The following is a 16,696-nucleotide window of genomic DNA, read 5'->3' as shown; positions in this document are numbered from 1 at the left end:
ATTCCTCCGGATCGGTGCCCAGTGTAGTTTCATTGTAGCCACAACCTCCATCCAGCCGTTACGCGCCGTGGTGCCACGGGCACAAAGCATGGGTTGGCAGTCGGTTCCAGCGTCGGCAGCGGCGGGCAGATCTCGAGGCCGCCGAGCAGATCCGCGCCGACGGGCGACGGGAATCCACCCCGAACCGACTGACGCTTCCTCGGACCACAGTGCGGTCAATCGCCCGCCGATGGTGTCGCAATATCTGTGCTGCTTGGTCGAGACCCGTGTGTCACTGAATGAGGGCCACGCGAATATGGGGATCATGCGGGTGCGAGTAAAGTTGCGCTTTGGGCTGCTGTGGGCCAACCCGGCTCTCGGGGGCTGGCTGCGCGGGCGTGCCGTGATGCGAGGGAGCTGCGCAAGAACATGCAGGACCGCTCCTACATGATTCTCGGCCGAGACAGCCTCATTCGCGGTACCGCTGCGGGGTCACACGTCGCCACCGCGCTCTGGGCGTTCCCCAGCGCCGGTCGCCCGCCTGCTAGCGCTGACCCCCCCCCCCCCCTTCGCGGTCCAACTACGCGGTCGGGTAAGGCGTGATGCGGGTGATCAAGGCCCCGTGCGCCGCGTTCCTGGCCGCGGTGCTGGTGGTCGCCGGGCTTCCCGTTCTCCCGGGGGCAGCGACAGCCGCCGCGGCATCGACGCCCGCCGCGGCCTCGATGACCGTCACCCCCACGTCGCTGGCCGTCGTGGAGGGCGGCGCCAAGGGCACGTACACGGTCGTCATGGACCAGGCGCCGACGGGCGACGTCACCATCTCGGCCACTAGCGGCGCCGACACCAAGGCCACCGTGCTGCCCGCCACCCACACGTTCACCACCGCCAACTGGGACATTCCCCAGACGTTCACCGTCACCGGCGTGGAGGCAGGCGCCAGCACCATCAGCCACGCCGTCACCGCCAGCGCGGCGCCGACGTATCCCACCGACCTGGACATCGACTCGGTAGCGGTCACGGTGGTGCAGCCCAACGACACCTCGTTGAGCGCGCTGTCGGTGACGTCCCCGGACGGGGTGGCGCACCCCCTCACTCCCTCCTTCGACCCCTCGACCCTTGAGTACCAGATCCTCGTGCCGATCGCCGCCCCGGGGGTGCGGATCGCCGCCACCGCCCTCAACCCCAGCGCGTCGGTGGAGGTTTCGTATTTTGGCGGCAAATACCCGTCCGGTGAGTTGCTCACGATTCCAAGCACGCATGGAAGGCAAGAGATCTACGCCTTTGTGAGCGTGACCGCCGCCAACGGCGACAAGACCAGCTACACAATCAAGGCGGACCGGCCTGCCACCGTGGTACGGGACCCGGCGGTCGACCGCGGCGAAGACTCGCTGGCGCTGACGTGGAAGGGGCCGAATTTTGCAAGCACCAACTTCGGCAACGATGTGCACTACCGGGTGCGCTGGCGGGAGAGGACCCCAGACGGCAGCGCCTCGTGGCAGCCCAACGAAGGCCCGCAGCGCGTAGAGCTGTCCTCGTCGCCCCAATACACCATCACCGGGCTCACCGCCCTGGTGACTTACGAGGTCGAGGTGTGGGCCCGGACCGCGGCGGGAGACGGCGAGAAGGTCCGGTTGGTGGCGACACCCGGGCCCGAGTCCGACGACTCGAAGCTGAGTGCGCTGTCGGTGACCGACCAGAACGGCGAGGCGATTGCGATCTCCCCCTCCTTCGACGCGGCGACGCTCCGGTACCGGGGAAGCGCACCCCTGGGCGTGACCGAGGTGACGGTCACCCTCACCACCAGCGACAAGACCGCCTCGGTGACGGTGGACGGCACAACCGCCTTCAGCGGGGAACCCTCCGCACCGGTGACCCTGGAGGAACTGAAGGCCAAGACCGTCACGGTGGCGGTGGCCGCCTCCGACGGCAGCGGCTCCACCAGCTACGTCATCACGCTCCAGCGGCCTCCCTCGGCGGTGCGCAACCTGGCGGCGACCCCCGGCGTCGATTCGCTGGCACTGTCGTGGGAGGCCCCGCAATTCGCCGGCACCGACACCGCCGGCGCGGGGTACCGGGTGCGCTGGCGGCAGAAGACCGCCGACGGCAGCGCCCCCGCCAAGTGGCAGCCCAGCGACGCCGGACAGAACGTGTCGGGGACCTCCCACACCGTCACCGGCCTCACCGGCTCGGTCGTGCACGAGGTACAGGTGTGGGCCCGGAACTCCGGAGGCGCCGGCGTCAGGAGCCGGGCGGAGGCGACGCCGATCTCGGGCGACTCGACGCTGAGCGCGCCGCCGTCGGTGACCGACCAGGCCGGCAACGCGATCGCGATCGATCTGTTCGCTGTGGTGGACCGCGACGGGAACAGCGTCGCGCAGGACGTCTATCGGGCCAACCCCGAGAACTATGACGTGGCCACCTTCCGCTACGAGGGCTCGGCGGCGCTTGACGTGACCGGGGTGAAGGTGACTGCCACCACCAGCGACAAGACCGCCACGGTGACGGTGGACGGGGAGGCCGCCGCCAGCGGGGTCGCCTCGGAGGTGAAGCTGACCGCGCAGACCAAAAAGACGATCACGGTGGTGGTGACCGCCGCCGGCGGAGGCACCACCAGCTACGTCATAACGCTCCAGCGGCCTCCCTCGGCGCCGCGGGACCTCGCGGCGGCCCCTGCGGTCGGTTCGCTGGCGCTGACGTGGAAGCACCCGACGTTCCTCGGCACCGACTTGCACGGCGCCTCGTACCGGGTGCGCTGGCGGCCCAAGACCCCCGACGACTCCGCCGCGTGGCAGCCCGACGATCGGGGACAGAGGGTGTCGGCGACCTCCACCTCCTACACGATCACCGGTCTCACGGGCTCGGTCGTGCACGAGGTGCAGTTGTGGGCCAGCACCAGCGGAGGCGTCAGCGTGAGGGCCGAGGCGGAGGCGACGCCGATCTCGGGCGACTCGACGCTGAGCGCGCCGCCGTCGGTGACCGACCAGGCCGGCAACGCGATCGCGATCGATCTGTTCGCTGTGGTGGACCGCGACGGGAACAGCGTCGCGCAGGACGTCTATCGGGCCAACCCCGAGAACTATGACGTGGCCACCTTCCGCTACGAGGGCTCGGCGGCGCTTGACGTGACCGGGGTGAAGGTGACTGCCACCACCAGCGACAAGACCGCCACGGTGACGGTGGACGGGGAGGCCGCCGCCAGCGGGGTCGCCTCGGAGGTGAAGCTGACCGCGCAGACCAAAAAGACGATCACGGTGGTGGTGACCGCCGCCGGCGGAGGCACCACCAGCTACGTCATAACGCTCCAGCGGCCTCCCTCGGCGCCGCGGGACCTCGCGGCGGCCCCTGCGGTCGGTTCGCTGGCGCTGACGTGGAAGCACCCGACGTTCCTCGGCACCGACTTGCACGGCGCCGCGTACCGGGTGCGCTGGCGGCCCAAGACCCCCGACGACTCCGCCGCGTGGCAGCCCGACGATCGGGGACAGAGGGTGTCGGCGACCTCCACCTCCTACACGATCACCGGTCTCACGGGCTCGGTCGTGCACGAGGTGCAGTTGTGGGCCAGCACCAGCGGAGGCGTCAGCGTGAGGGCCGAGGCGGAGGCGACGCCGATCTCGGGCGACTCGACGCTGAGCGCGCCGCCGTCGGTGACCGACCAGGCCGGCAACGCGATCGCGATCGATCTGTTCGCGGTGGTGGACCGCGACGGGAACAGCGTCGCGCAGGACGTCTATCGGGCCAACCCCGAGAACTATGACGTGGCCACCTTCCGCTACGAGGGCTCGGCGGCGCTTGACGTGACCGGGGTGAAGGTGACTGCCACCACCAGCGACAAGACCGCCACGGTGACGGTGGACGGGGAGGCCGCCGCCAGCGGGGTCGCCTCGGAGGTGAAGCTGACCGCGCAGACCAAAAAGACGATCACGGTGGTGGTGACCGCCGCCGGCGGAGGCACCACCAGCTACGTCATAACGCTCCAGCGGCCTCCCTCGGCGCCGCGGGACCTCGCGGCGGCCCCTGCGGTCGGTTCGCTGGCGCTGACGTGGAAGCACCCGACGTTCCTCGGCACCGACTTGCACGGCGCCGCGTACCGGGTGCGCTGGCGGCCCAAGACCCCCGACGACTCCGCCGCGTGGCAGCCCGACGATCGGGGACAGAGGGTGTCGGCGACCTCCACCTCCTACACGATCACCGGCCTCACGGGCTCGGTCGTGCACGAGGTGCAGTTGTGGGCCAGCACCAGCGGAGGCGTCAGCGTGAGGGCCGAGGCGGAGGCGACGCCGATCTCGGGCGACTCGACGCTGAGCGCGCCGCCGTCGGTGACCGACCAGGCCGGCAACGCGATCGCGATCGATCTGTTCGCTGTGGTGGACCGCGACGGGAACAGCGTCGCGCAGGACGTCTATCGGGCCAACCCCGAGAACTATGACGTGGCCACCTTCCGCTACGAGGGCTCGGCGGCGCTTGACGTGACCGGGGTGAAGGTGACTGCCACCACCAGCGACAAGACCGCCACGGTGACGGTGGACGGGGAGGCCGCCGCCAGCGGGGTCGCCTCGGAGGTGAAGCTGACCGCGCAGACCAAAAAGACGATCACGGTGGTGGTGACCGCCGCCGGCGGAGGCACCACCAGCTACGTCATAACGCTCCAGCGGCCTCCCTCGGCGCCGCGGGACCTCGCGGCGGCCCCTGCGGTCGGTTCGCTGGCGCTGACGTGGAAGCACCCGACGTTCCTCGGCACCGACTTGCACGGCGCCGCGTACCGGGTGCGCTGGCGGCCCAAGACCCCCGACGACTCCGCCGCGTGGCAGCCCGACGATCGGGGACAGAGGGTGTCGGCGACCTCCACCTCCTACACGATCACCGGCCTCACCAATGCGGTGACCTACCAGGTCCAAGCGTGGGCCCAGAACTCAGGCGGCGTCGGCGAGAAGGTCCAGGTGGAGGCCGCGCCGGTGTCCGACAACGCCACCCTGAGCGTGCTGTCGGTGACCGACCAGGACGACGCGGCGATCGCCATCGAGTTGGCCTCGGTGGTGGAGACCGACAGCACCGAGGTCGCCGCCGCCGCCTACCTGGCCAATCCCGAGAACTATGACGTGGCCACTTTCCGGTACCGGGGCTCGGCGGCGCTGGACGTGACCGGGGCGAAGGTGACCGCCACCACCAGCGACAACACCGCCACGGTGACGGTGGACGGCAGCGCCGCCGTCAGCGGCACGCCCACCGCGCCGATCACCCTGACCGCGCGGACCGAAAAGACGATCCCGGTGGTGGTGACGGCCGCCGCCGGAAACCAGACCACCTACACCATCGAGCTCCACCGGCCCCCCTCGGCGGTGGGCGGCCTGACGGCGACCCCCGCCGTCGACACGGTGGCGCTGAGGTGGACGGCACCGGCATTCGCCGGCACCGACACCACCGACGAGGAGTACCGGGTGCGCTGGCGGCAGAAAACCGACGACGACAGCGCCTCCTGGCAGCCCGCCGATGCCGGACAGCCCGTGGACATAAACGACACCTCCTACACCATCACCGGTCTCACCAGTGCGGTGACCTACCAGGTGCAGATGTGGGCCCACAACGCCGGGGGAACCGGCGAGACGGTGGCGACCGAGACGACGACCCTGTCCACCGACGCCACCCTGAGCGCGCTGTCGGTAACCGACCAGGGCGACGACGCCATCCCCATCGTGCTGCATGAGGTGGTGACAGACGACGACACGGTGGTCCCCGTCGCCACCTACGAGGCCGACCCCGGGAACTATGACGTGGCCACCTTCAGGTACCGGGGCTCGGCGGCGCTGGACGTGACCGGGGTGAAGGTGACCGCCACCACCAGCGACAAGACCGCCACGGTGACGGTGGACGGCAGCACGGCCTCCAGCGGCACCCCCACCGCGCCGGTGACGCTGACCGCGCGGGCCGCCAAGACGATCACGGTGGCGGTGACCGCCGCCGGCGGAGGCACGACCACCTACACCATCAAGCTCGAGCGGCCTCCCTCTGCGGTGCGCGACCTGGCCGTCGTCGCCGGCAACAGCTTGCTGACGCTGACATGGAAGGCACCGGAGTTCGTCGGCACCGACATCGGCGACTCCCGGTACCGGGTGCGCTGGCGGCAGAAGACCGACGACGACAGCGCCCCCTGGCAGCCCGACGACGCCGGACAGGAGGTGCTCCCGACCGCCACCGCCATCACCTACATCGCCGACTCGCTCACCGCCACGGTCACCCACCAGGTGCAGGTGTGGGCCAGCACCCCGGGAGGAGACGGCGAGGCCGTGGCGGTGGAGGCGACGCCGACCGGGACCAATTCCTACGCGGTCGCCGACGTCGCGGTCGCCGAGGGCGACGCGGCGGAGATCACCGTCACCCTCGACCAGCCGGCCCCGACCGGCGGGCTCACCTTCGACGTCGCGGTCTCCCACGCCTCGCCGTCCACCGCCGCGGCGTCCGACGTGGGCGCGGCGCCGGCCACGCTGAAGGTGCCTGAGTACAAGACGAGCGCCGCCCTGACCATCCCGACCGTCGAGGACGAGGTGGACGAGGGCGACGAGACCTTCGAGGTCACCGTCACCCCCGCCACCGGCGTGACCGGCTGGGCCGAGCGGACGGCCGGCGCGGGCACCGCCACCGTCACCATCACCGAGGACGACACCGCGGCGGTGGAGGTCGCCGGGCTCCACGACCTGCCGCAGGGCACCAAGATCACCTACACGGTGCGACTGGGAAGCAAGCCGACCGGGGCGGTGACCGTCACGCCGTCGGACAGCGGCGCAGGCAGCGTGACCTTCTCACCGGCGTCGCACGCCTTCGGCCCCGACGACTGGACCACGCCCAAGACCTTCACGCTCACCGGCACGACCCAGGGCGAGGTCGCCATCGACCACGTCGCCTCCGGGGCCGACCCCACCTACGGGAGCGGCCTGAGCATCGACCGGGTGTCGCTGTCGGTGACCGCTCCGACGCTGTGGTCTGGGGTGTTGACGGTGGGTGGTTACGGTAATCGGGTTAGGTCCGTTTTCCCGCTAAAGGGTTGTTCGGCCGGTTGCGGTGACCGGTTGGACGACAACAGTTTCTCGGTGGGCGGCGTGGACTATGTGTTCACAGGCATCACCGACTACGGCCGCGGGTCGCTGGACAACCTGGGCGTGTCTATCGAGGGCAGGCTCTCTGTCAGCTTCGACAAGGTCCCCAACGAGGCGCTGAAGGGCTACCAGTTCTGTGTGGGCGCGAGGCCTTTCGCGCTGTCGGAGGCCCGGTCGAGGCTCGGCGGCCTGCAGCTCTGGTGGCCCGGCGCTCACTTGGACTGGGCGGACGAGACAGAACTGGGTGCTCCGCTGGACGTGCAGGCCGTCGCCAAGGGCGAGGAGGTCTTGTTGAGCATCAAGGCCTCCTGCGATGTCGGCGCGGGAGAGTCTCTCAGCACGCCGGGGGCGCCGCAGGGGCTGTCGGTCACGTCGGGCGATTCGGAGCTTCGGGTGGACTGGACGGCGCCGTCGGGAACCGGCGTGGCTGTCACCCGTTACGGCGTCCAGCACAAGCCCTCGGGCGACGCCCGCTGGCCCAACGAGGCCACCGCCGTCCCGCTGATCGACGGCACGGACGCGGTGATCAAGGGCCTCGACAACGACGTGGGCTACGACGTGCGGGTACGGGCCTACAACTCGGCAGGACCCGGCCAATGGACCCGCACGGTCAGCGAGACACCCAGAGTCATCGAACTGTGGTCCGCCACACTGACCGTTCAGGGCGTCACAGAAATCGGCTGCGACAGCGACCCTCTCGTGCCCGTCTCGCATCATTGCAGCGAGTTGCTGAGCTCGTCGTCGTTCACGTTCGACGGCCAGACGTACAACTTCGAGTTGCTCGAATACGTGGGCGGGGCAACGAAGGTGCTGTACCTCGAGCTCGATCGCGACATACCGGCCGCTCTGGGCAACGGCTTCCGCCTCTGCGTGGGCGTGGCGGACAGCTATTCGCTGTCGCATGCGCATTCGGTGCCGCAGAGACAGGATGCGCCCGACAGGCAATGGCGAACCACACTGGGCTGGCAGGCGGGCGGCCGGGTGGAGTTGAGCATCAGGTCGTCGTGCCAGTTCTGGTCGGCGACGCTGACGCCCAAGACCCTGGCGTCGGGCCTGGGATGCAACCGCGCCTCGGTCACCGCCGCCAACCGGTGCAGCGCCACCGCGACGCTCACCGACGACGACTTCACCCTGGCCGGACAGACCCACACCATCGACCGGATCGCCCTGGGCTCAGACGGCGCCCTGGCGGTGCGGCTCGGCTCGGACATCCCCGACCAGCTCCGCGCCTACACCCTGTGGGTCGGAGACAACCCTTTCCACTTCTCGACGGCCAAGATCGACCCCAGCACCCCGCACACCGCCACCTGGACCGGAACCGGCCTCACCTGGACAGCAGGCCTCTCCGTCCGACTGATCATGCGACCCTCCGAACCGCTGTGGTCTGGGGTGTTGACGGTGGGTGGTTACGGTAATCGGGTTGCGTCCGTTTTCCCGCTAAAGGGTTGTTCGGCCGGTTGCGGTGACCGGTTGGACGACAACAGTTTCTCGGTGGGCGGCGTGGACTATGTGTTCACAGGCATCACCGACTACGGCCGCGGGTCGCTGGACAACCTGGGCGTGTCTATCGAGGGCAGGCTCTCTGTCAGCTTCGACAAGGTCCCCAACGAGGCGCTGAAGGGCTACCAGTTCTGTGTGGGCGCGAGGCCTTTCGCGCTGTCGGAGGCCCGGTCGAGGCTCGGCGGCCTGCAGCTCTGGTGGCCCGGCGCTCACTTGGACTGGGCGGACGAGACAGAACTGGGTGCTCCGCTGGACGTGCAGGCCGTCGCCAAGGGCGAGGAGGTCTTGTTGAGCATCAAGGCCTCCTGCGATGTCGGCGCGGGAGAGTCTCTCAGCACGCCGGGGGCGCCGCAGGGGCTGTCGGTCACGTCGGGCGATTCGGAGCTTCGGGTGGACTGGACGGCGCCGTCGGGAACCGGCGTGGCTGTCACCCGTTACGGCGTCCAGCACAAGCCCTCGGGCGACGCCCGCTGGCCCAACGAGGCCACCGCCGTCCCGCTGATCGACGGCACGGACGCGGTGATCAAGGGCCTCGACAACGACGTGGGCTACGACGTGCGGGTACGGGCCTACAACTCGGCAGGACCCGGCCAATGGACCCGCACGGTCAGCGAGACACCCAGAGTCATCGAACTGTGGTCCGCCACACTGACCGTCGGCAGATACAACAACATCTACTACGGCTGCGACAACAGTCTGCAGGGTCTCAGTTCGCGCCACTGCACTACGACGCTGACTTCCTCCTCCTTCACGGACGGCGACCAGACATACAACATCGACATCCTGAGAATCCAGAAAACCCCAGGCTTCCTCCTCAGCGATTTGGAGATCGACTTCGATCGTGACGTCAGCGCGAGGCTGGCAGGCCTGAACCTCTGTGTCGGCGTGACGGGCAGGACGGGCAGCTATCCGCTGTCGGTCACACGGGATGACAACTCCAAGAGGCTATGGGTCGGCATCGGCCCGGGCTGGTCGTCGGGCGATCGGGTGGAGCTGAGCATCAGATCATCGTGCCAGTTCTGGTCGGCGACGCTGACGCCCAAGACCCTGGCGTCGGGCCTGGGATGCAGCCGCGCCTCGATCACCGCCGCCAACCGCTGCAGCGCCACGCAAACGCTCACCGACGACGACTTCACCCTGGCCGGACAGACCCACACCATCGACCGGATCGCCCTGGGCTCAGACGGCACCCTGGCGGTGCGACTCGGCTCGGACATCCCCGACCAGCTCCGCGCCTACACCCTGTGGGTCGGAGACGACCCCTTCCACTTCTCGACGGCCAAGATCGACCCCAGCACCCCGCACACCGCCACCTGGACCGGAACCGGCCTCACCTGGACAGCAGGCCGGGCGGTCGCACTGTACCTGCAGCCCGGCCCGCCCCTTCTCTCCGACGTCGTGTTCCCCACGCTCACCGGCACGCGGGAGGTCTCCCTGGACGGGTTCCCGCCCGGCGGAGGGCGGAGCATCACGGCGGGTTCCTCGAGCGACGCGGTGGCGACGGTGACGGTGTCCGACGACCAGTCCGCCCTGACGGTCACGCCCCAGGGGCACGGCACGGCCACGATCACGGTGACGGCGACCTACCGCAACGGCCACCGGACAATCAGCACTTTCGAGGTGAGGGTCAAGACCGCGCCGGTGGTGAAGGCGCGAATAACGCACCTGCGGGGAGTGCTGGGCCAGACGGTCTCCCCCGACATGACCCCCTACTTCGAAGACCCCGACGGCGACCCGCTGACCTTCAGGGCCGTGACCGTACGGATCGACAGGGCCACCTTCCCGACGCCGCCGGACGGCAAGCTCCTCATCACAGGCATCAGCCAAGGTTCCTCCACCATACGGATCACGGCCTCCGACCCCGACGGCAACACGGTCAGCCAGGAGGTCGCCCTGGGCGTGGACGGGTACGTCTCGTGGACCGCCGCCAAGTACCGGGTCGACGAAAACGGCGCCGCCTCCGCCCTGCTGAAGATCAGGAACGAACCCGCCCGGTTTGCGGCGCGCATCGGGATGACCTGGCGCCCAGGCACCGCCACCGGAGGGGGCGTCGACTACACCAAGGGCGGCGCCACGTACACCATCGGCCGCTCGTACTCGGGCGCATTCCCCATCGCCTTCACGCTCGTCGACGACGACCTGGTGGAGAACGACGAGACCTTCACCGTCACTCTCACCGTGCCGAGCGGCCATATCCCCGGGGCCGGCTTCAGCCCGGGCAGCCACACCACCGCCACCGTCACCATCACCGACGACGACGCGGCAGAGGCCAAGATCGCGTTCGGCACCGACGCCGCCTCCACCAGCGCCCACGCGGTGGCGGTGGAGGAGGACGTCAGCACCGGGACGGTGTCGGTGCCGATCACCGTCAGCCACCTGCCGGCTGCCTCCACCACCTTCACGGTGGAAGTGCTGGGCGGGACGGCCACCGAGAACACCGACTACGCCATCGCCACCAAGTCGGTCACCTTCGGCCCCGACGACACGTCCAAGACCAAGAACCTGGAAATCACCATCACCGACGACGAGGACTCGGAGCGGGACGAGACCATCGAGCTGCGGATCGTGGCCGCCGACGCCACCCCCGACGACTTGGGCGACCACTACGACCGCCACGCCTCGGGCTCTCTGGCCACCGTCACCATCGGCAACGACGACGGGGCTGTCAAGACCTTCTCGGTGAGCGACACGGCCGCCGCCGCGGAGGGCGCCGACGCCACGCTGACGATCACCCTGAGCGAGAACGCCCCGACCGGCGGGGTGGAGTTCACGGTCACCGCCGGCTACGCCGGGTCGTCCACCGCGGTGGCCGCCGACGTCGGGTCGATCACCTCCCCGGTCACCGTGGCGGAGAACACCGACAGCCTCGACATCACCATCCCCCTGGTCGACGACCCGGTGGACGAGGACGGCGAGACGTTCACGGTCACCGTCGCCCCGGCCACCGGCGTCACCGGGTGGGTAGCGGAGGGCACGGGCAAGGACCAGGCCACCGTCACCATCACCGACAACGACACGGCGGGCGTCTCGGCGGGCAGCGCCACGTCGGGCAAAGTCGCCTTCAACGTGGCCCGGAGCCGCACCCGCACCTACCCGGTGGTGCTCACCAGCAAGCCCACCGCCGACGTGACGGTCACCCCGGTGAGCGGCACGCCGAACAACGCCACGGTCAGCGGGGCGATGACCTTCACGCTCGACAACTGGAACATCCACCAGCACGTGACGGTCACGGCCCACAGCCGCCCCAACGATCTCGGCACCGCCCTGATCAGCCACTCGGTGTCCAGCACCGACCCCAAGTATCCCGCCGGCATGACCCTGCCCCAAGTGGAGGCGCGCATCGACCGGTTCCCCTACGTCACCCTGCAGAACCCCACCGTCACGGTGACCGAACCCGACGCGGCCGCCACCGCCACCACCCCGGTCCAGGCGTTCATCAGCCGCGACCACCAGCTGTATCCCGCCTTTGCCCTCGGGTTCAGCCTCGGCGCCGGCACCACCGCCACCCACCACCCCACCACCTGCGGACCCGGCGTCGACTTCGTGTTCCCCTTCAGCGCACGAGTCAGCGTCCCCGCCAGATTCTGGGGTCTCTCCCCGGTGGTCAACCTGACCATCTGCGGCGACGACGAACACGAAGACGACGAAGTCATCGTGTTGGAAGTGCTGTCCCAGCCCGCCTCCTACCAGTCGGCCGGGAAGCAGATCATCACCATCACCAACAACGACCGCGCCTCCATGACGGTCACCCCCACCTCGCTGCTGGCAGTCGCCGGCTCGACGGCCGCCTACACGGTCGTGATGGACCACCGACCGGCCGGCGACGTCACCATCTCGGCCACCAGCGACACAACGGCCGCGGCCACCGTGCGGCCCGCCACCCACACCTTCACCCCCCAGAACTGGGACACCGCGCAGACGTTCACCGTCACCGGCGTAGCCGAGGGCACCGCCACTGTCAGCCACGCCGTCACCCACACCGCCGACGCCATCCAGTACCCCACCACCCTCGACATCGACCCGGTGGCCGTGGGGGTCGCGCCGCCCACGTTGTGGTCGGCGACGCTGACGCCGGCGACGTTCCCCGGCGGGGCGCTGGCCTGCGTCGACGGGACTCCCGAGAAGGGGTGCGAACCCGGGGAGCTGCTCACCGACGACGTTGTCACCGTCGGCGCCACCGACTACCCAATCCACACGATTGGTCTGAGAACCGAGGGCAGCTTTGCGGGGAGCTTGCTCATGCGGTTCGACACGACCCTCAGCGATGGCAACCCCGGCCGCCTCGGCGATGATCTCGAGGACCTGGTGCTGCGGATCGACGACAGGATGCTCGCCCTTTCCGACGCCACGCTCGGCGGCGACGTTGTTCTTGACGACCAACTGGTTTGGGCCTCGACGGGCCTCACTTGGGCGGCGGACCGCAAGGTGCTGCTGAGCCTGGTCACGCCGCGGTGGTCGGCGACGCTGACCCCCAGGGACCTGGACGGGGAGGCGGCGGGGTGCGACAACGCCTCGTCCGCCGCGGGCGACGAGTGCAGCGCCGCGGCGACGCTGACCGACGACGACTTCGACCTGGACGGCAAGACGTACGCGATCACTGCCCTGCGGCAGACCCCGGCGCAAGGCGACACGCCCCGCCGGCTGCACGTCCGGCTCGACCCGAGTCCGCCCGACGAGCTGAACAGGTACAGCCTGATGGTGGGCCGCACCGAACTGGACGTCCGCGACGCCCGCCGGGAGGCCGACGGCACCCTGGTGTGGGACGATCCCGCGGTGACGCTCGCCGCCGGCGGGGCCACAACCCTGAGACTGGTGGAAACCGGCCCCGGCGTGAGAGTGAGCCGCACCGCACTGACCCTGGTGGGCGGCGCGGGCTCGAAGGCCACCTACACGCTGGTGCTGAACACCCCTCCGGCGGGCGACGTGGTGATCACGCCCACCAGCAGCGCCGTCGCCGACGCCACCGTGAGCGGGGCGCTGACCTTCACGCCCGCCGACTGGAACAAGCCCCAGACGGTGACCGTCACCGGCGTCTCCGACGGCGCTGCCACCATCACCCACGCCGTCACCCAGACCGCGGATGCCATCCAGTACCCCGTCGGCATCCACATCGACGACGTAGCCGCAAAGGTCTTGAACGGCTACATCTCATTCGAATCGGCCGCCTACAGCGTGCGCGAGAACCGACGCCAGGGCGCTCTCGGCTATCGGGGCTGGCTGTGGTTCGCCTTGAGCCATGCGCCGCCGAGTTTGAGCTACGCCACCTTTGCGTGGCGTGACGGTACGGCGACGGGCGGGGGCGTGGACTACACCAACGGCGCCACCCGTTTCGGCATAGCTCCCAGCGTCAAGAGGTCGGCACTCGCTTTCGCGTTCGTCAACGACGACCTGGTGGAGGACGACGAGACCTTCACCGTCACCGTCACCCCTCCGACCGGCTACGAGCTCGGAGACCACCCCACCGCCACGTTCACCATCGAAGACGACGAGGCGCGCAGCGCCAAGATCGCGTTCGGCACCGATGCCGCCTCGACCAGCGCCCACGCCGTCTCGGTCGACGAGGACGTCAGCGCCGGGACGGTGTCGGTGCCGATCACGGTGAACCACCTGCCGGCCGCCTCCACCACCTTCACGGTGGAGGTTCTCGGCGGGTCGGCCACCGAGGACACCGACTACGCCATCGCCACCAAGTCGGTGACCTTCGGCCCCGACGACACGTCCAAGACCCAGAACCTGGAAATCACCGTCACCGACGACGACGACACGGAGATCGACGAAACCATCCGGCTGCGCATCGTGGCCGCCGACTCGACCCCCGACGACCTGGGCGACCACTACACCCGCCACGCCTCGGGCTCTCTGGCCACCGTCACCATCGACGACGACGACGGCACCCCCAAGACCTTCGCCGTGAGCGCCACGGCTTCGGCTGCGGAGGGCGCCGACGCCACGCTGACGATCACCCTGAGCGAGAACGCCCCGACCGGTGGGGTGGCGTTCAGCGTCACCGCCGGCTACGCCGGGTCGTCCACCGCGGTGGCCGCCGACGTGGGCTCGATCACCAGCCCCGTCACGGTCGCCTCGGGCCAGACCACCGCCACCGTCACCGTGCCGCTGGTCGACGACGACTTGGATGAGGACGGCGAGACGTTCACCATCACCATCGCCCCGGCCTCCGGCGTCACCGGGTGGGTAGTGGCGGGCGAGAGCAAGGACGAGGCCACGGTCACCATCACCGACGACGACGCCGCCGGGGTCACGGTGTCGCAGACGTCGGTGACGCTGACCGAGGCGGCGGGGCCGACGAACACCGCCACCTACACGCTGGTGCTCGACTCCCAGCCCACCCACGATGTGGAGGTCGCCATCTCTTCGGGCGATACGGGTGCGGCCACGGTGGCGCCCGCGTCGCACACGTTCACCCCGACGAACTGGGACGAAGCCGAGACGTTCACCGTCACCGCCGTGTCCGACGACGACGCGGACGACGAGTCGGTCACCATCTCTCATACGGCGACCAGCACCGACAGCGACTACGACGGTGCCTCGATCGGGTCGGTGGCCGTGTCGGTCGACGACGACGACACCGCCGGGGTGTCGGTGTCGGAGACGTCGGTGTCGGTGAACGAGGCGGCAGGGCCGACGAACACCGCTGACTACACGCTGGTGCTCGACACCAGACCGGCGGGGAATGTGGTGGTGTCGGCCACGTCGGACGACACGGACAAGGCGACGGTGGCGCCTGCGTCGGTCACGTTCACCCCGACGAACTGGTCGACGGCCGAGACGTTCACCGTCACCGGCGTGGCGGCGGGCACCGCGACCATCAGCCATGCGGTCACTCAGAGCGAAGACACGGGCGGCTATCCGACTTCCACGAGTGTCGAGTCGGTGGCGGTGACGGTGAACCGGGCTCCTCCGATTCCGACAGTCACGTCGGTCACTGCGGGTGCGGCTGACGGTGCTCCCACCCTGACGGTGGTCACTTCCAATCCCGACCCGGCCGTGTGGGATGTGGCCATCCAGATACGCCAGTCGTCGATGGCCTGGCCCGCTCGGGGAACGTCTCATGACCTGCCCGACGGTGTCACCCGCGACACCGACGCCAGCAGCGCCGGCACCGACGTGTTCGCCGGTCTGGTCAAAGGCACGGCCTATGCGGTGCGCGCCCATCTGGTGTCCAAGGGCGCCACCCCGGCCGCGGTGGCCGCCTCGAGCGCCGAGGCGACGGCCACCACCTGGGACGTGCCCGGCGCGCTGTCCGCGCCCACGGTGGCCGCCGGCGCAAGCAAGCTGACCGTCGAGTGGGACGCCCCCGCGGACGCCGGCGGCACGGGCGCGGCGGTCACCGGCTACGACGTGAACTACAAGGAGGCCTCGGCCCCCGACCGCGACGCAGTGCTGTGGGAGGCCACCCTGACCGTGGACCAGCGCGTCACTATTTTCGGCTGCGAGAGCTTCAGCCTCCTGGCCAACTGTGACGTCGCTCTCGACGACGACGAATTCAGCCTGGGCAGCGTGGACTACACAGTCAGAGGCATCTCGCTCAACTCGCAGAGCGGCGAGTTGCAGCTGATCACAGACTCCGATTTCGGTGACCTCGTGGACTATTCGCTGGTCATCGACGGCTCGCGTTTCCCGCTCAACCACGAACTCAGGAACTTCAGCGCCGCGCGTTGGGGGAGCTCCCTGTCGTGGATCGACGGCCAGAAGGTCAAGGTGTCGCTGGTTCGCAGTGATCCCTCCCCGGCCGCCGGCTGGGTGGACGCCGGGCACTCCGGCACCGCCACGACGGCGGAGATCACCGGGCTCACCGACGGCACCGCCTACGACGTGCGGGTGCGGGCCCGCAACGGCATCAGCCCCGGCAGCGCCTGGGCTGCGGGCCAGGGCACGCCTGAGAATCTGGCTGTGCCGGTTGTCGATTCGGTGAGGGTCGGGGCTGCTGGTGGTGGGTTGCCGTTCTTGTTGGTGAGTTACTCCAATCCTGATGCGAGCCGTTACGCGGTGGTGGTTCAGGTGCGCGAGGGATCCGCTGGGTGGGCTGCCCGCGGCGTTGCCGGTGCTGGTGTCGGTTTGGGTCCTGGCAGGACCTATGTCGGCACGGGTTTGAAGAAGGGCACCACCTA

Annotated in this window: 1 protein-coding gene (running past one end of the window); it reads left to right on the top strand. The window is 69.4% G+C overall.

Features of this window, described 5'->3' with window-relative positions:
* The first annotated feature begins 587 nt into the window (after positions 1-587).
* Positions 588-16,696, top strand: partial view of a fibronectin type III domain-containing protein gene (locus ACOGW9_RS01545; RefSeq protein WP_419907725.1) — the 5' portion only. 16,609 nt of this gene lie beyond the right edge of the window; the window shows 16,109 of its 32,718 coding nt (coding positions 1-16,109); its start codon is at positions 588-590; the stop codon falls past the right edge of the window.

This window comes from Candidatus Poriferisodalis sp., assembly GCF_965203655.1.
GTDB lineage: Bacteria > Actinomycetota > Acidimicrobiia > Acidimicrobiales > Poriferisodalaceae > Poriferisodalis.
The sequence above is the reverse complement of the archived record's forward strand: the minus strand, read 5'-3'. Positions and strand labels throughout refer to the sequence as shown.